This window comes from Clostridium guangxiense (assembly GCF_021043395.1).
GTDB classification, from domain to species: Bacteria; Bacillota; Clostridia; order Clostridiales; family Clostridiaceae; genus Clostridium_S; species Clostridium_S guangxiense.
This window is the reverse complement of sequence record NZ_JAJNKE010000009.1, coordinates 1-22395: the sequence shown is the minus strand read 5'-3', so window position 1 is coordinate 22395 and position 22395 is coordinate 1. Positions and strand designations below refer to the sequence as shown.

At 32.1% G+C, this 22395-nt stretch carries 17 protein-coding genes, 1 other RNA gene and 2 pseudogenes; all 20 read left to right on the top strand.

Features of this window, described 5'->3' with window-relative positions; translation table 11 throughout:
* The first annotated feature begins 543 nt into the window (after positions 1 to 543).
* The 20 genes and pseudogenes from LQK79_RS07660 (at position 544) to ssrA (ending at position 21812) form a co-directional block, all read left to right on the top strand.
* On the top strand, positions 544 to 1569 hold the full coding sequence (locus tag LQK79_RS07660) for a branched-chain amino acid aminotransferase (protein WP_231016125.1): 1026 nt from the start codon (positions 544 to 546) through the stop codon (positions 1567 to 1569).
* A gap of 85 nt (positions 1570 to 1654) precedes the next feature.
* Positions 1655 to 1960 carry a hypothetical protein gene (locus LQK79_RS07655; RefSeq protein ID WP_231016124.1) on the top strand — a complete coding sequence of 102 codons (306 nt, stop codon included), beginning with the start codon at positions 1655 to 1657 and terminating at the stop codon, positions 1958 to 1960.
* 67 nt (positions 1961 to 2027) lie between these two features.
* The gene (locus LQK79_RS07650) at positions 2028 to 3044 is read left to right on the top strand and encodes an ABC transporter ATP-binding protein (RefSeq protein ID WP_053242639.1); all 1017 of its coding nucleotides are present in this window, start codon (positions 2028 to 2030) and stop codon (positions 3042 to 3044) included.
* Positions 3041 to 3859, top strand: a pseudogene (locus tag LQK79_RS07645) (ABC transporter permease). Before LQK79_RS07650 ends, LQK79_RS07645 begins: the two are co-directional and overlap by 4 nt.
* A pseudogene (locus LQK79_RS21195) lies at positions 3817 to 4657 on the top strand (ABC transporter permease). Before LQK79_RS07645 ends, LQK79_RS21195 begins: the two co-directional pseudogenes overlap by 43 nt.
* 231 nt (positions 4658 to 4888) lie before the next feature.
* Positions 4889 to 5914: an aldose 1-epimerase gene (locus LQK79_RS07630; RefSeq protein WP_053242636.1), complete on the top strand. Its 1026-nt coding sequence runs from the start codon at positions 4889 to 4891 to the stop codon at positions 5912 to 5914.
* 268 nt (positions 5915 to 6182) lie between these two features.
* Complete coding sequence (locus tag LQK79_RS07625; RefSeq protein ID WP_053242635.1) at positions 6183 to 7031, top strand: Cof-type HAD-IIB family hydrolase; 849 nt, start codon at positions 6183 to 6185, stop codon at positions 7029 to 7031.
* Between the two features lie 136 nt (positions 7032 to 7167).
* Positions 7168 to 7650: a tRNA (cytidine(34)-2'-O)-methyltransferase gene (locus LQK79_RS07620; RefSeq protein WP_053242634.1), complete on the top strand. Its 483-nt coding sequence runs from the start codon at positions 7168 to 7170 to the stop codon at positions 7648 to 7650.
* Between the two features lie 14 nt (positions 7651 to 7664).
* A complete protein-coding gene (locus tag LQK79_RS07615) occupies positions 7665 to 8504 on the top strand; it encodes a DegV family protein (protein WP_053242633.1) in 840 nt (279 codons plus the stop codon).
* Positions 8505 to 8684: 180 nt separating this feature from the next.
* Complete coding sequence (gene rpoN / locus LQK79_RS07610) at positions 8685 to 10070, top strand: RNA polymerase factor sigma-54 (protein WP_198150093.1); 1386 nt, start codon at positions 8685 to 8687, stop codon at positions 10068 to 10070.
* A gap of 186 nt (positions 10071 to 10256) precedes the next feature.
* Positions 10257 to 11288: a sugar-binding transcriptional regulator gene (locus LQK79_RS07605; RefSeq protein WP_053242631.1), complete on the top strand. Its 1032-nt coding sequence runs from the start codon at positions 10257 to 10259 to the stop codon at positions 11286 to 11288.
* A 71-nt stretch (positions 11289 to 11359) separates the two neighbouring features.
* Positions 11360 to 12364, top strand: coding sequence for a type I glyceraldehyde-3-phosphate dehydrogenase (gene gap, locus LQK79_RS07600; RefSeq protein WP_231016121.1), 1005 nt, complete (start codon positions 11360 to 11362; stop codon positions 12362 to 12364).
* A gap of 125 nt (positions 12365 to 12489) precedes the next feature.
* A complete protein-coding gene (locus LQK79_RS07595) occupies positions 12490 to 13683 on the top strand; it encodes a phosphoglycerate kinase (RefSeq protein ID WP_053242630.1) in 1194 nt (397 codons plus the stop codon).
* Between the two features lie 101 nt (positions 13684 to 13784).
* Complete coding sequence (gene tpiA / locus LQK79_RS07590) at positions 13785 to 14531, top strand: triose-phosphate isomerase (RefSeq protein WP_053242629.1); 747 nt, start codon at positions 13785 to 13787, stop codon at positions 14529 to 14531.
* Between the two features lie 181 nt (positions 14532 to 14712).
* The gene (gpmI, locus tag LQK79_RS07585; protein ID WP_053242628.1) at positions 14713 to 16242 is read left to right on the top strand and encodes a 2,3-bisphosphoglycerate-independent phosphoglycerate mutase; all 1530 of its coding nucleotides are present in this window, start codon (positions 14713 to 14715) and stop codon (positions 16240 to 16242) included.
* A gap of 191 nt (positions 16243 to 16433) precedes the next feature.
* On the top strand, positions 16434 to 17729 hold the full coding sequence (gene eno / locus LQK79_RS07580) for a phosphopyruvate hydratase (RefSeq protein ID WP_053242627.1): 1296 nt from the start codon (positions 16434 to 16436) through the stop codon (positions 17727 to 17729).
* 152 nt (positions 17730 to 17881) lie between these two features.
* Positions 17882 to 18118 (top strand): preprotein translocase subunit SecG, encoded by a 237-nt coding sequence (gene secG / locus LQK79_RS07575; protein ID WP_053242626.1) that lies wholly within the window; start codon positions 17882 to 17884, stop codon positions 18116 to 18118.
* 116 nt (positions 18119 to 18234) lie between these two features.
* Positions 18235 to 20478: a ribonuclease R gene (rnr, locus tag LQK79_RS07570; RefSeq protein ID WP_053242625.1), complete on the top strand. Its 2244-nt coding sequence runs from the start codon at positions 18235 to 18237 to the stop codon at positions 20476 to 20478.
* 217 nt (positions 20479 to 20695) lie between these two features.
* The gene (gene smpB / locus LQK79_RS07565) at positions 20696 to 21160 is read left to right on the top strand and encodes an SsrA-binding protein SmpB (protein ID WP_053242624.1); all 465 of its coding nucleotides are present in this window, start codon (positions 20696 to 20698) and stop codon (positions 21158 to 21160) included.
* Positions 21161 to 21454: 294 nt separating this feature from the next.
* Positions 21455 to 21812, top strand: a transfer-messenger RNA (tmRNA) gene (ssrA, locus tag LQK79_RS07560).
* The last annotated feature ends 583 nt before the right edge of the window (positions 21813 to 22395 follow it).

Below are 22395 nucleotides of genomic sequence, written 5' to 3'. Positions count from 1 at the left end.
TTGAGTATAATCAGAACCTGCATCTAAATTGAGCAAATGACACATAGAAATAACGAGTTCACAAGATTTTGATTAGTTGTTGATAACAAAAACACACACTAGATTATTGCATTATTTGTGATGATTCTAGTGTGTGTTTTTTATGCTTAAATTAGTACTTTTTAAAGAAATATGGATGCAGCGTATTTCTGCTTATAGAAGCAGTGGCGATTCAGTTAGGGTTTGATGCAAAAAAGCTTAAAATATTTACGCATATTTAAGGCAATGAAAAAAGATAAGTACAAGTTAAAATTCAATTGTTTTATTTAAACCATTTACATTTTACTATTGTTTAATAAATCACACCTTTAATTAGCATTTTATAAAAAAATATGAATTTAATATTTATTTTAAAAATTATATGTGATAGTATGTAATGTAAAGTAAGCAATTTTAAATGTTGCTAATTAATTGTCGATATGCTTCATTTGATTAGAAGAGTATTATTAATAAGACGAAGAATCAATGGAACATTAATTAATACATATAAGGAGATGTAGTGGTATGGAAAAGAAAAACATAGATTGGGCGAACCTTGGTTTTGGATACGTTCCAACAGATAAAAGATTTGTTGCTAACTACAAAGATGGTAAATGGGACGAGGGTGCATTAAGTTCGGATGCAACTGTTGCAATTAGCGAATGTGCAGGTGTACTGCAATATTCTCAGTCATGCTTTGAAGGTATGAAGGCTTATACAACTGAGGATGGTCACATTGTTACCTTCCGTCCTGACTTAAATGGAGAACGTATGGAAAACTCCTGCAAGAGATTGGAAATGCCAGTTTTCCCAAAAGAAAAATTTGTAGATGCTATTGTAAAGACTATAGAGGCAAATGCAGCATGGGTACCTCCATATGGAAGCGGTGCTACTCTTTATATCCGTCCATTTATGTTTGCAACAGGACCAGTTATTGGAGTTAAACCAGCAGATGAATACCAGTTTAGAGTATTTGCAACACCAGTTGGACCATATTTTAAAGGAGGCGTTAAGCCTTTAACTTTATGTGTTAGTGACTTTGATCGTGCTGCACCACATGGTACTGGACATATCAAAGCTGGACTTAATTACGCAATGAGCCTTCATGCAATTGTTACTGCACATGCAGAAGGATTTGATGAAAACATGTATTTAGATGCAGCTACTAGAACAAAGGTAGAAGAAACTGGAGGAGCTAATTTCTTATTTGTAACAAAGGACAACAAGGTTGTTACACCAAAATCAAATACTATTCTTCCTTCAATTACACGTCGTTCTTTATTAACAGTTGCAAAGGACTATCTTGGACTAGAAGTAGAAGAAAGAACTGTTTATTTTGACGAAGTAAAAGATTTTGCAGAATGTGGACTTTGTGGAACAGCAGCTGTTATTTCACCAGTAGGAAAGATTGTAGATCACGGCAAAGAAATTTGTTTTCCAAGTGGCATGAAAGATATGGGACCTGTTATCACAAAGCTGCGTGATACATTAACAGGAATCCAGATGGGGCGTGTTGAGGCACCTAAGGGTTGGTTAAAGGTAATTAAATAATTATTTATATCAATAAAAGGAAATTCAATTTAATTATTGAATTTCCTTTTATTTTTGAAAACTATTAATTCACAAAACAAGGTTCATGTTAAAATTAATTGAAAAAATTGGAGAGATAATTCAGCAAAATGTAGATAGATTTGATGTGAATACAATATTTCGCATGAAATCAATTTATTATGAATGTGAAATTGATACTAATAATAAAAGTGAACAATATTTAGATGAATATGAAAAAGAAGAAGAATTTGCTCCTGTATTTATGGATTTAGATAATACAGTACAACAGAATGAAAAAGTTATCAGTAAAAATAACAAGAATACGAATGATTGGGTAGTTAGAGAAAGCAAAGTTCTTAAGTTTTTAAAATATAATAATTTTATGAGATAAAGACAAAAAAGGTTTATAGATTTTCCTATTAAATAGTCTAAATATGTTGCATGAGGGGTAGTTTTAAGTGATTACACTAGAAGGCGTTACAAAAGAATTTGTAACAACTAAAAAATATCCTGGTTTTAAAGGGGCAGTGAAGGGCCTGTTTACAACCGAAAAAGTTTGTAAAGTTGCTGTTGATGATATTTCATTTCATATTGATAGAGGTGAAATAGTAGGCTATATTGGAAGTAATGGAGCTGGTAAATCTACTACTATTAAAATGATGACGGGAATTTTAACACCAACAAAAGGTAAATGTATTGTTAACGGCATTGATCCAAATAAAAATCGTAAAGAAAATGCACAAAATATAGGTGTTGTTTTTGGACAAAGGACGCAGTTATGGTGGGACCTTCCACTAAGCGAATCTTTTACTATTTTAAAAGAAATATATAATGTTAGTGACAAGGATTTTAAAGAACGTATGAAGTTTTTGAATGAAGTATTAAATGTAACCGGTTTTATAAATAATTCGGTTAGAACGTTATCATTAGGTCAAAGAATGAGAGCGGATTTAGCAGCTGCATTATTGAACAATCCTAAAGTATTATATCTAGATGAACCAACGATAGGACTAGATTTATTAGTAAAGGATAAAATGAGACAAGCAATAAAAGACATTAATAAGCAGTATAATACAACAGTTGTTTTAACAACTCATGACTTAGGCGATATCGAAGAGCTTTGTAATAGAATTATGATAATAGATAAAGGGAAATTAATTTATGATGGTGGATTACAAGAGCTCAGAAATGATTTTGGGGGAAAGTGTAAAGTGCAGATAGATGTAAAAGATTTAGGGAAAATTCAAAAACAGGATTATTATAGCATTTTCGGCTTGGAAAACAATCAACTTAAAGTGGAGTCAGATGGAAGAAGTATAATATTTACTTTTAATAAAAAGTTATATGGAGTAGCAGATGTTATTTCTTATGTTATGGGACAAACTGAAGTAAAAGATATTAAAATTCAGGAAACAGAATTATCTGAAGTGGTAAAAGAAATATATAAAAATGGAGTGATTAATGGTACATTATGAACAGATTTTTAAAAGTTTACTGGCCCTTTGCTTTAAATCAAATAAAAAGTAATTTTGCTTATAAAGGAAGATTTTATCTTTTTATTCTTGGACGGATATTTAGTATGTTCATTACATATTACTTATGGATGGCTATATATGGCAGTAGTAGAAATGGTGTGCTGGCTGGATTTACTCGAAATGAAATGATTTTATATATATTTATGTCATATGTGGCTTCTGGGATGATTAATATTGGAATTTCATCAGAAATTGGAGAAAATGTTGTAGACGGATCCATTGCTATGATGTTAGTTAAACCTATTGATTATAGGTTTAGTGTTATATCAAAAGCTTTTGGAACTATGGTTTACCGTGCAGTTGTACCATCCGTATTTATATGGGTAGAAATATAAATTTATCGATACGTAGGGCTTGGGCTTTCCATAACTAATCCTATATATATGATAGTTTTTTTAGTTAGTTGCATTCTTAGTTTTTTAATATATGATCTTTTTGATTTTTGTTTTGCTATGCTAGCTTTTTATACTACCTATATTTTCGGAATGACTATGGTGAAAAACGCAATAATGGCCCTTCTTACAGGTCAACTTATTCCACTTGATTTCTTTCCGGGTACTGTGCAGAAGGTTTTTTCCTTCTTGCCCTTTGCTTCTATGACATATACTCCTGTGATAATTTATTTAGGAAAGTATTCTGCTGATAAAATACTGCTTGCACTTACAAAACAAATAATGTGGGTTATTATTCTATACATTTTTGGAGAATTGGTATGGAGAAAAGTGACAAAAAGATTAGTAGTTCTTGGAGGCTAATGTATATGTGCGGTAAATTAAAAAGATATTTAAAATTATATAAAATGTTTGTTATACAATATGTAGATTCATTAATGCAATCAAAGATGGATTTCTTTGTTGGACTTATTGGATTTTTCTGTTCTCAGTTTGCAGGAATTATATTTCTTTATTTGGTATTTCAAAGGATACCATCACTTAATAATTGGTCATTTGAACAACTCATTTTTATATATGGATTTGCACAGATTCCAAGAGGAATAGATCATTTATTAACCGATAATTTATGGATGATTGCATGGCAGATGGTAGTGAGGGGGACCTTTGACCGTTATATGTTAAGACCCATAGGTATATTTTTTCAAATTATATGTGAAAAGTTCCAGTTTGATGCCTTGGGAGAATTAATTGTTGGGTTTACCTTGGTTGGCATATGTATTAAAGCTGGTAACAGCGGCTAATATTGTAATATTTATTGTATCTGTTACGGCAGGAGCTGTAATATATACAGCTATAAAGTTATTCTTTGCTGCAACTGCTTTTTGGTTTAAGGAAAGTGTCCCTTTTTTGCAAGCAGCATATGACACAGCAGATTTTGCTAAGTATCCTATAGAAATTTATCCAAAACCTATACAGTTTGTAATTACTTTTATATTGCCATTTGCATTCGTTGCATATATTCCAGCTAAATTTTTCTTAGTTAAGACAAGTGTATTAGAAACTGTTGGAGTAGAATGTATTCTTGCTATAATATTTTGGAGCATAGCTTACTGGTTATTTAAGAAAGGAATCAGCATATATGAAAGTGCCGGAAATTAATTATAATAGAAATGAACACTAGAAGTAGATCTGCTTTATGGCAATTATGTAATTTGAGTATTACTTGTTGGAATTATATTCTAAGATGTGGCAAATGGTGATACTGCTAATAATGAAAAGAATAACATAAGAGAAATGGTGATATTTAAAAATGGAGTAACATTATAGGACTTGCTTTATAAGATGGAGTATCTTAAATTATAGGTATATTGTAATTTGGAGATGGTATAATTGACTGATAATAAAAATACATGGATTAAAGAAGAAATTTTAAGAGGAGAATATAAATGTTTGCGCTTTGCAGCAGGTGGCTATGAAGCGCTTATAATTCCTGATATTGGAGCCAATATAATAGAATTAAAGGATAATACAAGAGAAATAAGTATTCTTAGGACTCCCCAAGATAAGGATTTTAAAATATTTGAAACTGTTCCTCAAGTTTATGGATTACCACTTTTATTTCCACCAAATAGAATAGAGGATGGTACTTTTAGAACCGAAAGTAGGCAATATAAGTTTCCTATAAACGAACCAAATAGAAATAATTATATACATGGTTTTATTAAGAATGAAAAGTGGAGTATAACTAAAAAAGAAATTTTAAATGATGAAGTTTCAATAGAAGCAACTTTTAATTTTGATGAAAATCATGATTTTTATAAATATTTTCCTCATAAATTTAAGTTTAAACTCCTCTATAAACTTTCAAAAGAAGGTTTAACGCAAGCTGTAAGTGTTGCAAATTTAAGTGATGAAGAAATGCCAATGGCAATAGGTTTCCACACTGCATTTAACGTTCCATTTTGTTCTGAAAGCAAAGCAGAAGATTATAGAGTTATAGCTTCAATTGATAAGAGATGGGAACAGAATGATAGGCTTTTACCAACAGGAAAGTTTCTTGAATTATCAGCATATGAAAAGGAATATCTTGATAAAGGAATAGCCCCTTTAGAGAAACCTATTGAAAAGCATTACTCATTAAAACCTATTAAGTTCAATGGAAATGATTTCAAAGGAGCAATTATAGAAGATAGGTTGAAAAAAGTAAGAGTAGTATACAATATGGGAGAGAAATATAATCATATAGTTATATGGAATGACAATGGAGATAAAAATTATGTATGCTTGGAACCACAAACAAGTGCAATTAATTCTCCAAATTTGAAACTTGATAAAAGTATAACAGGTTTTAGAACACTCATGCCAAAAGAAGAATGGCTTGAGATTTGCAAAATATTTGTTGAAGATGTAAAATAAATAAAAATTGCTTTATCATATGATCTAGGGGGTAGTTAGTATTGAAATTCTAACTGCCTTCTATTATTTTTATAATTTGATCTTCAAATGTATAGTGAAACTAGTTCAAATACAAACTATATGTGCACCATAATCCTCTTTACAATTGGTATTTTGGTACATAAATAGTTCAAGTTTCGCAGTAGTTTCACTGTATTGAGCTTATTTATATTCATAAGTTTTATGATAAAATATAAGAGTAACAAATGAAATTTTAAGGGGCGATTTTATGAAGTATAAATTACTATGTCTTGACATGGATGGAACTGTGCTAAGTGATGAAAAAAAAGTAAGCGAAGAAAACTTAAAAGCCATAAAGGCCGCACATAAGCTTGGAACAAAGATAGCAATATGTACAGGAAGATTGTTTGCAAATGCAAGAGTTTATGCCGATATATTTGGAATTAAAGCTCCAATTATAGCTTCTAATGGCGCTTATATAAGGGATAAGGATAGCAATGACGTTATTTATAAATGTGTACTTGGAAAAGAAAAAGCGAGAAAGCTTTATTCTATAGTTGAAAAATATGGATTTTTAATATTTTTTAATGAATGTAATTGTGTAATATCTGGTAAAAAATTTGATAATGATAAAAATATATATGTAAAGATGAATAAGGAACTCCCGGAAGATAGGCGTGTGAGACTTTTATATGCTGAAAATATGCTAGAGGTTATTGATAAAGAAGGCGATGAAATACTAAAATGCATATGCATAGATAAGGAATCCCTTAAAAACAATAATTATGAAAAACTAAATGCAGCAAGAAAAGAAATAGAAAGATTGGGAGGTTTTGAAATTGCAAGTTCATTTAGAGATAATTTTGAAGTAATGAAGAGTGGTGTATCAAAAGGAAATGCAGTTAAAGTTCTTGCAGATTTTTATGGCATAAAACAGGAAGAAGTAATGTGCATAGGTGACAATGAAAATGATTTATCCATGATAGAATATGCAGGTATGGGAGTAGCTATGGGAAATGCAGAGGAAATTGTAAAAAAGTCTGCTAATTACATTACTGATACTAATAATAATTCTGGTGTTGCAAAGGCAATCAATGAATTTATTATAAATGCATGAGGTAGGTTTTATACATATAAAATTAGAACAACATAAAATTATAAACTTTACTGTATACACTTATTAAGGTAATATATATTTATTGAGATTCTATGAGGTATAGTTTTCTATTATTTAATTTACGGGGGTAACATATATGATTTTAGAACAGGAAAATTTAAATATAGTATTATTCCAGCCAGAAATTCCACAAAATACTGGAAATATAGCAAGGACATGTGTTCTTACAAACTGTAAATTGCATTTAATTAAACCACTAGGTTTTAGTCTTGATGAAAAGCATGTAAGAAGAGCTGGCCTTGATTACTGGAAAGATCTCGATATGACTTTATATGATTCATATGAAGAGCTAAGAGAAAAATATAAGAATTCAACATTTTATTTTTCAACTACACATGGTGATAATTACTATGATGATGTACAATTTAAAGCAGGTGATTTTATAATCTTTGGTAGAGAATCCTGCGGACTTCCTGATTATATAAGGGAAAGCAATGCAGAAAGATGTATAAGGGTACCTATGGTAAAAACGACAACAAGATCGCTTAATTTATCAAACACTGTTGCTATTGTTGCTTATGAAGGTATAAGACAGCTTGGATTTCCAAATATGAAATAGAGAGGAGGGATTCCATGGAAAAAATAAAGATAATAACAGACAGTACAGCAGATTTACCTCAATATATAGTCGATAAATATGATATAGAAGTACTTCCTTTAATAGTTAATATAAAGGGAAAAATGTATCTTGATATCGAGGAGATAAAACTTCCACAACTGCTTAAAGTAATGGACGAAGAAAATATTTTTCCAACTACATCGCAGGTTAATCCACAGAGGTTCTATGATTGCTTTAAAAATTATTTGGACAAGGGATATAAAATTATTAGCATAATAATGTCTTCTAAGATGAGTGGAACCTATCAGTCAGCCTGTATAGCTAAAGATATGCTTGAAAGCAATGATATAGCTGTCATTGACAGTCTTAATGTGACCTCAGGGCTTGGACTACTTGTAATAAAAGCGTGTAAACTAAAAGAGCAGGGAATGAATTTTAAGGATATAGAGGCTAAAATTATAGAAACTATACCACATGTTAAAAGTGCATTAGCCTTTGAAAGTCTTGATAATCTTGTAAAAGGGGGAAGGCTTTCAAAAACTGCAGGTACCATAGGAAATATTCTTGGAATAAAACTTATTTTAGAGGTAAAAGACGGGGAAATGTCGGTAATGGACAAGGTTCGCGGAAGTAAAAAAGCAGTAAAGGTTATTTTAGATTATTTAAATGAAAAAGGAATTATAAGAAATGAAACATCAATACTTCTTCACGTAGGAGACACTGAAATTTTACCTGCGCTAAGGGAAAGATTGAAGGAAGAAGAAAATGATTTTATAGAGTGTGAGGTTGGTTGTGTAGTTGGGACGCATTCAGGGTCCGGAGCTTGTGGAGTATTTTTTATTGAAAATTATTAGATTGTACAGAATTTAGAAATTATTTTTTATTATATTTTTTAGTTTTAAATGGAATAAATAATATTATATAAAATTCATGAGTACGACATTCTTTAAATATCGTACTCATTTTTAATGTTTATATGTTATAATAAAATTATTAGATTTTAAGATTAATTGATTAGGGTGAAAAAAATGAATTTGGATTTTGAATTGAATTTAAGTCAGCAACAAAAACTTGTAATGACGCAGCAAATGCAGATGTCTATAAAAATGCTTCAAATGTCGAGTATTGAATTAAATGAGTATGTTGAAAGAGAACTTGAGGAGAATCCACTTCTCGAAAAAGAGTATGTCGAAAAAAGTGAAGAAAATAGTATTAACAAGGAAAATGACTTTAATGATAAGATTGATTATGACAAATTTATGAAATACCTTGATTTTGAAAATTACAGTCATGAAAACAATTACAAAGGGGAGGATGAAGTATCTCCATTTAATTTTATAAGTAGACAAGAATCTCTAAGGGAATATCTTATTAAGCAGCTCGGGGAAATTCAAATAAAAAATTCACAAAAAAATATATGTAAGTATATAATCGAGAATCTAGATGGAAAAGGATATTTACCGGATTCTATTTCGGATATCGCTCTTCAATTAAATGTAAACGAAGATAAGGTTTTAAATGCACTTAAGATAGTTCAATCCCTTGAACCAGATGGTATAGGTGCACGAAATTTAGAGGAATGCCTTAAGTTGCAGCTTGAAAAGAAGAATATTAATGATGAAAAATTATTTTATATAATAGATAATCACCTTAATAACATTGCAGAGAATAAATATAATGCCATAGCAAAAGATTTAGACATAACTCCTAAAGATGCGCAGGAGTATGGTGATGTTATAAAGAAACTTGAGCCTAAGCCATCAAGAGGGTTTTACACAGGCGATGAAACTAAGTTTATAGCTCCTGATGCTTTTGTGAAAAAGATTGATGAAGAATTTTTTATAATTATGAATGATAATTCTATCCCTAGGCTTTCAATTAATAATACTTATAAAACAATAATAGCTGGCGGAGAAAGTAAGGATGCTGAAGAATATGTAAAGAACAAAATAAACAGTGCTGTATTTTTAATGAAAAGCATAGAACAGAGAAAAAGCACGCTGTACTCTGTTTTAAAGGAAATTATTGATTATCAAAAAGAATACTTTGACAAAGGAATAAAATATCTAAAGCCAATGACTTTAAAGGACATAGCTGATAAAATAGGAATGCATGAATCTACTGTAAGTAGGGCTATAAGAGAAAAGTATATTTATACTGAAAGAGGAATTGTAAAAATCAAAGATTTATTTACTACAGGAATATCAAGTGAAAGTTCGTCTTCTGATTCTATGTCTTCGTCAAGTGTTAAAGGAAAAATAAAAGATCTTATAGAAAAAGAAGATGAAAGTAGTCCACTTTCAGATCAAAAAATATGTGATCTCTTAAATTCACAGGGCATGAATATTTCTAGAAGAACGGTAGCAAAATATAGAGAAGAAATGAATATAAAGTCTTCAAGCAAGAGAAAACGTTATTAGTATTATGATTAAGTTTTTAACTATATTTGTATTTTATTATAATAAAAGGTGCCAATATAGTTAAAATCCATGAAAAATTAATTTTTTTTATAAATACTATTTAAAAAATTTCGTTTTTATTCTATAATACTAAGTGGGACATGAATTAAATTGCTGGGACGCATTAGGACCAGTGGGGTGATTGAATTGCATGAAATCTTAAAATTACAGCAAAAAATTATTCCCGAACTTATGATATTACTTGAAAAAAGATATAATATTCTAAGAACCATATATTACAATCAGCCTATAGGAAGAAGAATACTTGCTAAGAAGCTTGAAATAGGAGAAAGGGTTGTAAGAACTGAAATAAATTTTTTAAAAGAACAAAATTTAATCAGCATAGGTACTCCTGGAATGTTAGTAACACGCGAAGGAGAAGAAATTATAGATAAGCTTAAGAATTTTATACGTGAGATTAAGGGGTTAACTGAAGTCGAAGATTACTTGCGTGAAAAGCTTAAAATAAAAAAGGTAATTATAGTTCCGGGAAGTATAGATGATGATGAGACAGTCCTAGATGAATTAGGAAGAACTGCTGCAAAATATGTAGAAAGCGTAATTGTGGATGGCAACACTATTGCAATTACTGGCGGAACTACTATGAAAAAAGTTATTGATAATTTTTCTACTTCCTTGCGCTATCATAATACTATCGTTGTTCCTGCAAGGGGCGGAATGTCAAGAAAAGTTGAAACAGAGGCTAATACATTGGCTGCAAATTTCGCAGATAAACTTGGTGCTGCTTATAGATTACTGCATGTTCCAGATAATTTAAGCAGCGAGATTATGAATGTAATTATAAATGAAAAAGGTATAAAAGATATTATAGATACAATAAGAAAAGCCGATATAATAATTTATGGAATAGGAAGAGCCGATGAAATGAGTAGAAGAAGAGGACTTAGCATAGAGGAAACTTCAAAAATACTCGAGGGAGGCTCTGTGGGCGAGGCTTTTGGTTATTTTTTTAACAATGAAGGTAAAGTTGTTTGTTCTACGCCTTCAATTGGACTTAAAAGTGATGATATAAGAAATGCTAAGAATCTTATAGCAGTTGCAGGTCAAAAATCAAAAGCAGAAGCAATAATATCAACGCAAATTAACAATAACAATAATGTACTCATTACAGATGAGGGTGCAGCAAATGAAATTGTTAAAATTTTAAGTGGCAAATAAACATAAGTTGCTAATAATTATATGTTACATATAATTTTAGAATATTAAAAAAATTTTTGGAGGTAGTTAGAATGGCAAAAATAGCTATTAATGGTTTTGGAAGAATAGGAAGATTAGCTTTAAGAAGAATTCTTGAAGTTCCTGGATTAGAGGTTGTTGCAATAAACGACTTAACTGATGCAAAAATGTTAGCACACTTATTCAAATATGATTCATCACAGGGAAGATTCAAAGGCGAAATCGAAGTTAAAGAAGACGCTTTTATAGTTAACGGAAAAGAAATCAAAGTTTTCGCTGAAAAAGATCCTGAAAAATTACCTTGGGGAAAATTAGGAATAGACGTTGTTCTTGAATGTACTGGTTTCTTCACAAAGAAAGAAAAAGCAGAAGCTCACGTTAGAGCAGGCGCTAAAAAAGTTGTTATTTCAGCTCCAGCTGGAAACGACTTAAAGACAATAGTATTCAACGTTAACAATGAAACTCTTGATGGAACTGAAACAGTTGTATCAGGTGCATCATGCACAACTAACTGCTTAGCTCCAATGGCTAAAGTATTAAACGACAAATTTGGAATAGAAAAAGGATTCATGACTACAATCCATGCTTACACTAATGATCAAAACACATTAGATGGCCCACACAGAAAAGGAGACTTAAGAAGAGCTAGAGCTGCTGCTGTAAGTATTATCCCTAACTCAACTGGAGCTGCTAAAGCAATAGCACAAGTTATTCCTGATTTAGCTGGTAAATTAGACGGAAACGCTCAGAGAGTTCCAGTTCCAACTGGTTCAATCACTGAATTAGTTTCAGTTCTTAAGAAGAACGTTACAGTTGAAGAAGTTAATGCTGCTATGAAAGAAGCTGCTAATGAATCATTCGGATACACTGAAGATCCAATCGTTTCAGCTGATGTTGTAGGAATTAACTACGGATCATTATTCGATGCTACTTTAACTAAAATTGTTGATGTTAATGGATCACAATTAGTTAAAACAGCTGCTTGGTATGATAATGAAATGTCATACACTTCACAATTAGTTAGAACTTTAGAGTACTTTGCAAAAATTGCAAAATAGTTTAAAATTCAATAATTAATTTTATTAAATAATGTGAATTAAAAACATAGTAGAAAGGTCTGGTTTTATAGTTAAGGCTATGAGGCTGGACCTTTTATAAAATATATAATTATGAGGTGAATAGTATGCAATTCAATAAAAAGACTATTGAAGATGTAGATGTAAAAGGTAAAAGAGTGTTAGTTAGATGCGATTTTAACGTTCCACTAAAAGATGGTGTTATAACTGATGAAAATAGACTTAACGGAGCACTTCCAACTATAAAATACCTTTCAGAGCACGGTGCAAAAGTTGTACTTTGTTCACATCTTGGAAAAGCAAAAGGACCAGATCCTTCAAAAACATTGGCTCCAGTTGCTAAAAGATTAGGCGAATTACTTGGATGCGAAGTTAAATTTGCTGCTGACGATGTAGTAGTTGGCGAAAATGCTAAAAAAGCTGTTGCTGAACTTAAAGAAGGAGAAATAGTTCTTCTTGAAAACACAAGATTCAGACCAGAAGAAGGAAAAAATGACGATGCATTTTCAAAGGATTTAGCTTCACTTGCAGATGTATATGTAAATGATGCATTTGGAACTGCACACAGAGCACATTGTTCAACAGTTGGTGTAACTAAGTTTGTTAAGACAGCAGTATGCGGATATTTAATCCAAAAAGAATTAAAATTTTTAGGAGATGCTGTTGAAAAGCCAGTTAGACCTTTTGTTGCTATACTTGGAGGAGCAAAAGTTTCTGATAAGATAAATGTTATAAACAACTTACTTGAAAAAGTTGATACATTAATCATTGGAGGCGGAATGGCTTATACATTCTTAAAAGCTCAAGGATACACAATAGGAACATCACTTCTTGAAGCAGACAAAGTTGATTATGCAAAAGAAATGATAGAAAAAGCAAAAGCTAAGGGAGTTAAATTACTTCTTCCTATAGATAACATCGTTGGAGCTGAATTCAAAGCAGAGACAGAAGCAGTTACAACTGAGGATGCTAACATTCCAGAAGGATACATGGGCTTAGATATAGGACCAAAAACTCAAAAAAATTACACTGATGCAGTAAAAGAAGCTAAGACAGTTGTTTGGAACGGACCTATGGGAGTATTTGAATTCGAAAAATTTGCAGAGGGAACAAAAGCAGTTGCTAGAGCTATGGCTGATTCCGATGCTACAACAGTTATAGGTGGAGGAGATAGTGCTGCTGCTGTTAACCAGTTAGGATTTGGAGACAAAATGACTCATATTTCAACTGGAGGCGGAGCTTCTCTTGAATTCTTAGAGGGAAAAGAACTTCCTGGAATTGCAGCACTTAATGATAAATAATAATAATTATTAGTAAATAATATTTACAAAATGCTAAATAGTGCTATAATGTAATTAAAGATAAATAAATGTTATTTATCCATAAATAAGGAGTGTATTTAATGAGAACACCAATAATCGCTGGAAACTGGAAAATGAATAAAACACCATCTGAAGCAGTAGCTTTAATTGAAGAATTAAAACCACTTGTTAAGGATGCTAAAGTAGAAGTTGTAGTTTGCCCTACATTTGTATGTTTAGATGCAGTGTTAAAAGCAACAAAGGGAACTAACATAAAAGTTGGAGCACAAAATATGTACTTCAAAGAAAGTGGAGCTTTTACTGGAGAAGTTGCACCTAACATGCTTCAAGAATTAGGTGTTGATTATGTAGTAATAGGCCACAGTGAAAGAAGACAATACTTTAATGAAACTGATGAAACAGTTAATTTAAAAGTAAAAGCTGCTTTCGCACATAACTTACTTCCTATAGTTTGCTGTGGTGAAACTCTTGAAGAAAGAGAAGCAAATGTAACAAACGAAGTTATAGGAAAACAAATTAAATTAGATTTAGCTGGCTTGACTGCAGAACAAGCAGAAAAAGTTGTTATAGCATATGAACCAATCTGGGCTATAGGAACAGGAAAAACTGCTACAGACGATCAAGCTAATGAAACAATTGGAGCAATCAGAAAGACTGTAGAACAAGTTTACGGAAAAGAAATTGCTGACAAAGTAAGAATTCAATATGGCGGATCAGTTAAGCCAAATACTATAAAAGCTCAAATGGCTAAGCCTGAAATAGATGGTGCATTAGTTGGAGGAGCAAGTCTTAAAGCAGCAGATTTCTCTGCAATAGTAAACTTTTAATCAAAGTTTTTATTAAGCTAAATGAATTTAGAATGAACATTTTTAATAAATGTTCATTCTAGAATTCATTAATAAACTTAAATGGAAGAGATTGATAATTGACAATTGAGAATTGGCAATGAGATAATAAAAAAGTTGTCTACTGTCAATTGTCAATTAAAGAGTAAATGGAGGAAATAAAATGGCTAAGAAACCTGTAATGTTAATGATTTTAGATGGATTTGGATTAACTGATAAGACTGAAGGAAATGCAGTTGCAGCTGCATACAAACCTAATTTTGATAAATGCTTTAATAATTACCCACATACACATCTTGGTGCAAGCGGATTAAGCGTTGGTCTTCCAGATGGACAAATGGGAAACTCAGAAGTTGGACATTTAAATATTGGAGCTGGAAGAGTAGTTTACCAGTCACTTACAAAAATAACTAAAGCAATACAAGATGGTGAATTTTATAAAAATGCAGCACTTAACAAAGCTGTAGATAATGTACTTAAAAATGATTCAACTCTTCATTTAATGGGACTTTTATCACCAGGGGGAGTTCACTCACACATAGAACATTTAAAAGGATTATTAGATCTTGCAAAGAAAAAAGGAGTTAAAAAAGTATTTGTTCATGCTTTCCTTGATGGAAGAGACGTTCCACCATCTTCTGCAAAAGAGTATATAGAAAATATAGAAGACTATATGACTGAAATTGGAGTTGGAAAAATAGCAACTGTTTCAGGAAGATACTATGCAATGGATAGGGACAAGAGATGGGAAAGAGTACAGCTTGCATACAATGCCATTGTACTTGGAAAAGGAGAAACAGCAGATAGTGCTCTTGATGCTTTAAATAAATCTTACCATGATAACAAGACAGATGAATTTGTTCTTCCAGCTGTTGTTATGGAAGATGGGAAACCTCTTGCACAGGTTAAAAACAATGACTCAGTTATTTTCTTTAACTTTAGACCAGACAGAGCAAGAGAAATAACAAGAGCAATAAATGATAAAGAATTTGATGGTTTTGAAAGAGAAACTTTAAAACTTGAATTTGTTACAATGACAGAATATGATTCAACTCTTGAGGGAGTAGATGTAGCATTTGGACCAGAAGTTCTTACAAACACTTTTGGAGAATATATAAGCAGCAAAGGACTTAATCAGCTTAGAATTGCTGAAACAGAAAAATATGCACATGTAACTTTCTTCTTTAATGGAGGAGTTGAAGAGCCTAATAAAAACGAGGATAGAGCTTTAATACCTTCACCAAAGGTTGCAACTTATGACCTTCAACCAGAGATGAGTGCATATTTAGTTACAGATGAACTCTTAAAAAGACTTGACGAAGATAAATATGATGCAGTTATATTAAACTTCGCAAACCCTGATATGGTTGGGCATACAGGAGTATTTGAAGCAGCTAAAAAAGCCGTTGAAGTTGTTGATGAGTGCCTTGGAAAAATTGTGAATAAAGTACTTGAACTTGATGGTACTGTATTTATAACTGCTGACCACGGAAACTCAGAGCAAATGATAGAGTATTCTGATGGAAAGCCAATGACTGCACACACTACAAATCCAGTTCCTTTTGTATATGTAAGCAATCATTCAAAGGAAATGAGAAAAGATGGAGTGTTAGCAGACATAGCACCTACAATGCTTCAGGAGCTTGGTCTTGAAAAACCTAAAGAAATGACAGGTAAAACTTTAGTGAAATAATGCTATAATTTAAAGAACTTAATAAAATTTATGTCATTAATGGACACTAAAAAAGCTTTATTTTGAATAAGTATAAGACTAATACTTATTTAAAGTGAAGATGAATTTACTAGAATAATAAAGCTGCTTTTAGATAAAAATAGATAGAGTTAAGTAAATTTGGTTAAAATTAAAAAGGAGAGGTGTTTTATATGAAATCATATGTTGAAATTGTTGACGTATTAGCAAGACAAATTTTAGATTCGAGGGCCAATCCTACCGTTGAAGTTGAGATAACTCTTGAGGATGGAACTGTTGGTAGAGCTTCTGTACCTTCAGGTGCATCAACAGGTATGTTTGAGGCAGTTGAACTTAGAGATGGAGATAAATCAAGATATAATGGAACAGGTGTGCTAAAAGCTGTAGAAAATGTAAATGAAACTATAGCATCGGAGCTTATAGGAATGAACATTTTTGATCAGACATTAATAGATAAGACAATGCTTGAACTTGATGGAACAGAAAACAAGTCAAAGCTTGGAGCAAATGCAATGCTTGGGGTTTCGCTTGCAGCAGCAAAGGCAGCAGCAGGATACCTCGGCATAAGCTTATATCAATATATAGGTGGAATTAATGCAAAAGTTCTTCCTGTGCCTATGATGAACATAATAAATGGAGGAAAGCATGCAGATAACAACGTTGACCTTCAGGAATTCATGATAATGCCAGCAGGAGCACCTAGCTTTAGCGAAGCTCTTAGAATGAGTGCAGAAGTATATCACGCTTTAAAATCACTTTTAAAAGAAAAAGGTCTTGATACAGCAGTTGGTGATGAAGGTGGCTTTGCACCAAACTTAAACAGCAACGAAGAAGCAATACAAATTATAGTTGAAGCTATTAAAAGAGCAAATTATGAGCCAGGAAAGGACATATTTATAGCTCTTGACCCTGCTTCATCTGAGTTTTATGAGGATGGTAAATACAACCTAAAAGGTGAAGGAAAAGTGTTAACAGCTGAAGAAATGGCAAGTTACTATGAAGGCTTAGTTAATAAATACCCTATCATTTCAATCGAAGATGGTCTTGCAGAAGAAGACTGGGAGGGCTGGAAGATACTAACTGAAAAACTTGGAGACAAAGTTCAATTAGTTGGTGATGATTTGTTTGTTACTAACACTAAGAGACTTGAAAAAGGAATTCAGAAGGGTGTTGCAAATTCAATATTAATTAAGTTAAATCAAATTGGAACATTAACTGAAACATTAAATGCTATAGAAATGGCAGAAAGAGCTGGATATACAGCAGTTGTATCTCATAGATCAGGAGAAACTGAAGATACAACTATTGCAGATCTTGTTGTAGCTGTAAATGCTGGTCAAATTAAAACAGGAGCTCCTGCAAGAACTGAAAGAGTTGCAAAATACAATCAACTTTTAAGAATAGAAGAAGAACTTGGAGAAGTAGCAGAGTTTAGAGGATTAAAAGCATTTTACAATATAAAAAAGTAATTTGTTGGTTTTATTTTAAATCAAGATGGACTCTTGTGCCATCTTGATTTTTAGGTTGTAATCTAATATTGTTTATGATACAATGAAATCTAAGATGATATTTTATGTATTTACAGGCATAATTTTAAAATCATAGGAGGTCTAGTACTGATATGCACAATGTTTTATTGGGGTTGCAGATAATTTTAGCTATAGTTCTCATAGCAGTTGTTCTTGTACAGCCAGGAAAAATGGATGGTTTCACAAATTTTTCAGCTGGAGCAACTGATACTTTTTTTGCAAAGAATAAGTCCAAGACACGTGAATCATTTCTAAAAAGGGTTACAGCTGTAGTTGGAGTATTATTTGCAATAGTAACTATTTTATTAAATTTGTCACAATTCAAGTAAATAAACGGGAGTTAAAAGATATAATTCAGTACTTAATGGATTGTATCTTTTTTATTTATAGTGTATTCTGAATAATATATGAGAAAAATGATAAAATATAGTAAGAAGGTGATTAAATGAGTTTAAGAGAAAATATACTTGATTTTATGAAAGAACAGGCGTATAAACCTTGTAATATACAAGAATTATCTGAAGTTTTTGGAGTATCAAAGGTTGAATACAAATCCTTTAAAAAACTTCTAAACGAAATGGAGAGAAATGGAGACATAGTTAAAAATAGAACCAGCCATTACGGGGTTCCAGAACGAATGGGACTTATAATAGGAAAACTTCAAGGAAATGCAAAAGGATTTGGTTTTGTAATTTGCGAGGAAGATTTACCTGATATATTTATACCGTCCTCTTATATGAATGGTGCGTTAAATGGAGACAGAGTTGTAGCAAAAATATCAAGAGAAGTAAAAGGTACTAAAAAATGTGAAGGTGAAATAATAAGAATACTGGAAAGGGCAAATAAAACTATCATAGGAGTTTACGAGGATAGTAGGAATTTTGGCTTTGTTGTAGCAGATGATGTTAGAATATCTCAGGATATATTTATCCCTAAAAGTCAAAAAAGCACGGCAAAGTCTGGAGATGTGGTTGTTGCTGAAATAACCTTGTGGCCAGAGAAAAGAAGGAATCCAGAGGGTAAGATAATAGAGGTTCTTGGAAACAAGAGAGAAGCAGGAATTGATATATTAACTATAATCAAAAAGTTTAAGCTTCCAGAGAAGTTTCCAGAAAAGGTTGAAGCCTTTGCAGCTAATATTCCGGATGAAATACCACAGGAAGAGTATGAAAGAAGAGAAGATTTAAGAAACATAAAAATGGTTACAATAGACGGCGAAGATGCTAAAGATCTTGACGATGCTGTATCCATAGAAAGGCTTCCAAATGGTAACTTTAAACTTGGAGTTCACATAGCAGATGTTTCAAATTACGTTACCCAAAACAATCCACTGGACAAAGAAGCACTTAAAAGGGCTACTTCTGTATATTTAATAGATAGAGTTATACCAATGCTTCCAAGAAAGCTTTCTAATGGAATATGCAGTTTAAATCCAAAGGTTGATAGACTTGCTTTGTCTTGCTTTATGGAAATAGATTATACAGGAAAAGTTCTAGATCACAAGATATTTGAAAGTGTAATAAAGACTAATGAAAGAATGACCTACACAGATGTAACTAAAATACTTAGAGACGAAGATGAAGAGACTATAAAAAAGTATGAATACTTACATGAAGATTTTAAAGCAATGGAAGAACTTGCAGAAATTTTATACAATAAGAGAATTAAAAGAGGAGCAATAGATTTTGATTTTCAGGAAAGCAAAATAATACTAGATGAAAAAGGAAAGCCAGTTGAAATAAAACCATATGAAAGAGCTGTAGCCAATAGAATAATAGAGGAGTTTATGCTTGCTTGCAATGAAACTATAGCAGAGCATTTTTTCTGGGCAAATGTCCCTTTTGTATACAGAATACATGAAGATCCAGACAGTGAAAAGCTTGAGAAGTTTAATGATTTTGTTCACAACCTTGGCTATATAGTAAGATGGAGTGCGGAGGTTCATCCAAAGCAGCTTCAAGAGATTATTGAAAAAGTAAAAGGCAAGAAAGAAGAAACAGTTGTAAGCACTCTTCTTTTGCGTTCGTTAAAACAGGCAAGGTATTCACCAGAGTGCTCGGGACATTTTGGTTTAGCCGCAAGATACTATTGTCACTTTACGTCCCCAATAAGAAGATATCCAGACCTAATGATCCACAGGGTTATAAAGTATTACTTAAATGGCAGATTGGATGATAAATCTTGCAAAAAACTAATAGGTACAGTAGACTATGCAGCAATTCAATCCTCAGAAATGGAGAGAGTTGCCCAGGAAGCTGAAAGAGAAGTTGATGATTTAAAGAAAGCTGAGTATATGTCAGAAAGAATTGGAGAGGAGTACGACGGCATAGTATCTTCCGTAACAAGTTTTGGAATGTTTGTTGAACTTCAAAATACCGTTGAAGGACTTGTCCATATAAGTGCTCTTACAGATGATTATTACGTTTATGATGAAAAGTTCCTAAGTCTTATAGGTGAAAGAACAAAGAAGATATATAAACTTGGTGATGAGGTTAGAATAAGAGTAGAAAGAGTAGACCTTGATTCCCACGAAATATACTTCCAGTTATGTGCAATGAAACCAATCCCAGAGTCTGAAGAAATTGTAGACGAAGGTGTTGAAATTGAAGAAAGCGGAGTGGAAGCTATACATCATGTTAGAAAAAACACAATAACAAGCGAAGCAGCTTCACCAGAACACTTAAAATAGAGTACAGAGTACAGTGAAGGAGTATTTTCTTCCGCTTCACTACAGAAAATCTTAGAACTCATAGCTGACGCCATCTTGAGATGATGGCATAGATTTATCTGACGAAAGGAAGATAAATCTACCTTTATTGTCATCTGTACTCTGTGCTTTGTACTCTGTCCTTTGGTGTGTTATAATAAGTGTAGTTTAAATTTATTTACAAGCGTGGTGATATTTTATGCCTAAAAAGAATACTGCTGACAATACTCTGGCGGATAACAGAAAGGCTTGGCATGATTATTTTATAGAGGAAACTTATGAATGTGGTATAGAACTTGTTGGAACTGAGGTTAAGTCCATAAGAGGGGGAAGAGCCAACTTAAAGGACAGCTATGCTGAAGTTAGAAATGGTGAAATTTTTGCCTGTAATATACACATAAGTCCTTACAAAGAGGGAAATATATATAATGTAGATCCTTTGAGGAAAAGAAGGCTTCTTCTTCATAAGTCTGAGATAACAAAGCTTATTGGATATACAGCTCAACAAGGATATACTCTTGTTCCTATAGCTATGTATCTTAAAAATAGACGTGTAAAGGTGAAACTTGCAGTTGCTAAAGGTAAAAAGGATTATGACAAGAGAGATTCCTTAAGGGAAAAAGCAGCAAAGCGTGATATAGAAAGAAGTATGAAAGTAAGATAAATTTATGTAAATTTCCAAAAAGTAAATGTTGAAATTGTGCTGCTGTTAGAGTATTATAATACATGCCGCAGGTGACAATGCATAAATTTAAATCATTTAAATTTATTGCAATTTATAAAGCTTACTTGCAAATATAAAAATTTGTGCTATAATTTTAATGCAGTATAAAATAAAATTTAATATGTTTATTCTTCGTTATCAACACGAAACCCTGTGATTATTCACAGATTTGTGTCATACTATTTTTAGTTTGTGGATAAATTTATTGTTTATCACAATCTAAACAAATATTATGGGGGCGCATTTTGGTTTCGACGGGGTTGTGTTGCATTTAAGAAGCGAGTCGAGGGAACCTGTGGACCCGCGTTAAAAAACTATAGGATAAAAATTAAACGATAACGAAAATAATTTAGCTTTAGCTGCGTAGTCAGCTAACGTCAGCCTAAGAGTCCCGCGACTTAGGACCTGGCGTCGATAGCGGGGAACCGAGCCTTATAAAGCTTTGAGTAAGGAACGGAATTTATGAAGCTACTGAAGTCAGAAGCCTGTCCGTAGGCGTCTGATGGAGGGAATGTAAAACTACGGAATGCACTCGGAGATGCTTAAGTGTTACCAGTTTCGGACAAGGGTTCGACTCCCTTCGCCTCCACTTTTGACCTGCGATGGAATATCGTAGGTTTTTATATTTTAAGTAGTTAATTAATATCTTAGTAAGAAAAAGGTGCTAATCTTTGTGGGATGGAGCACTTTTTTCTTTGCTATTTAGGCATCTTCAAAAAAATAATAAGGCCGTCTAGCGGCTAATTTTGCGTAATATTTCGTCGACTGAACCCGCTAAGATTGCCTAAGTATTAACGGAACCAGTTTCCTCGTATTACACAAAATTATCTCGCAACATGGACTTATTATTTTATTTCAGATGCCTTACTTAAAGAATTGAAAGAGAAAAATGATTAATTTTTATAATTATCACGTTGAAATAATATTCAGCGTGATTTTTTACTGCGCCTAGCAAGAGAGGGAACATGACAATGAAAGTTTATTTCAGCCATTGTATTAATAAATAGCTTGTATTAAAATAAACAAGGGAAAATTAAGAATTTATTTTATAGATACACAACTTGAAAGGGTGAAATAACTAATCCCAAATACATATTGACAAACTGGAATTTAGCGAGGTGATATTGATTTGGGATATTAAATAAAGCTAATAAATCTAAGACGATAAATCCTAA

Bases quoted from the DNA above. Each gene is read 5' to 3' on its own strand.
- LQK79_RS07660 (WP_231016125.1), top strand. From the start codon at position 544: ATGGAAAAGAAAAACATAGATTGGGCGAACCTTGGTTTTGGATACGTT.
- LQK79_RS07655 (WP_231016124.1), top strand. From the start codon at position 1,655: ATGTTAAAATTAATTGAAAAAATTGGAGAGATAATTCAGCAAAATGTA.
- LQK79_RS07625 (WP_053242635.1), top strand. From the start codon at position 6,183: ATGAAGTATAAATTACTATGTCTTGACATGGATGGAACTGTGCTAAGT.
- LQK79_RS07620 (WP_053242634.1), top strand. From the start codon at position 7,168: ATGATTTTAGAACAGGAAAATTTAAATATAGTATTATTCCAGCCAGAA.
- LQK79_RS07615 (WP_053242633.1), top strand. From the start codon at position 7,665: ATGGAAAAAATAAAGATAATAACAGACAGTACAGCAGATTTACCTCAA.
- gap (WP_231016121.1), top strand. From the start codon at position 11,360: ATGGCAAAAATAGCTATTAATGGTTTTGGAAGAATAGGAAGATTAGCT.
- LQK79_RS07595 (WP_053242630.1), top strand. From the start codon at position 12,490: ATGCAATTCAATAAAAAGACTATTGAAGATGTAGATGTAAAAGGTAAA.
- tpiA (WP_053242629.1), top strand. From the start codon at position 13,785: ATGAGAACACCAATAATCGCTGGAAACTGGAAAATGAATAAAACACCA.
- gpmI (WP_053242628.1), top strand. From the start codon at position 14,713: ATGGCTAAGAAACCTGTAATGTTAATGATTTTAGATGGATTTGGATTA.
- eno (WP_053242627.1), top strand. From the start codon at position 16,434: ATGAAATCATATGTTGAAATTGTTGACGTATTAGCAAGACAAATTTTA.
- secG (WP_053242626.1), top strand. From the start codon at position 17,882: ATGCACAATGTTTTATTGGGGTTGCAGATAATTTTAGCTATAGTTCTC.
- rnr (WP_053242625.1), top strand. From the start codon at position 18,235: ATGAGTTTAAGAGAAAATATACTTGATTTTATGAAAGAACAGGCGTAT.
- smpB (WP_053242624.1), top strand. From the start codon at position 20,696: ATGCCTAAAAAGAATACTGCTGACAATACTCTGGCGGATAACAGAAAG.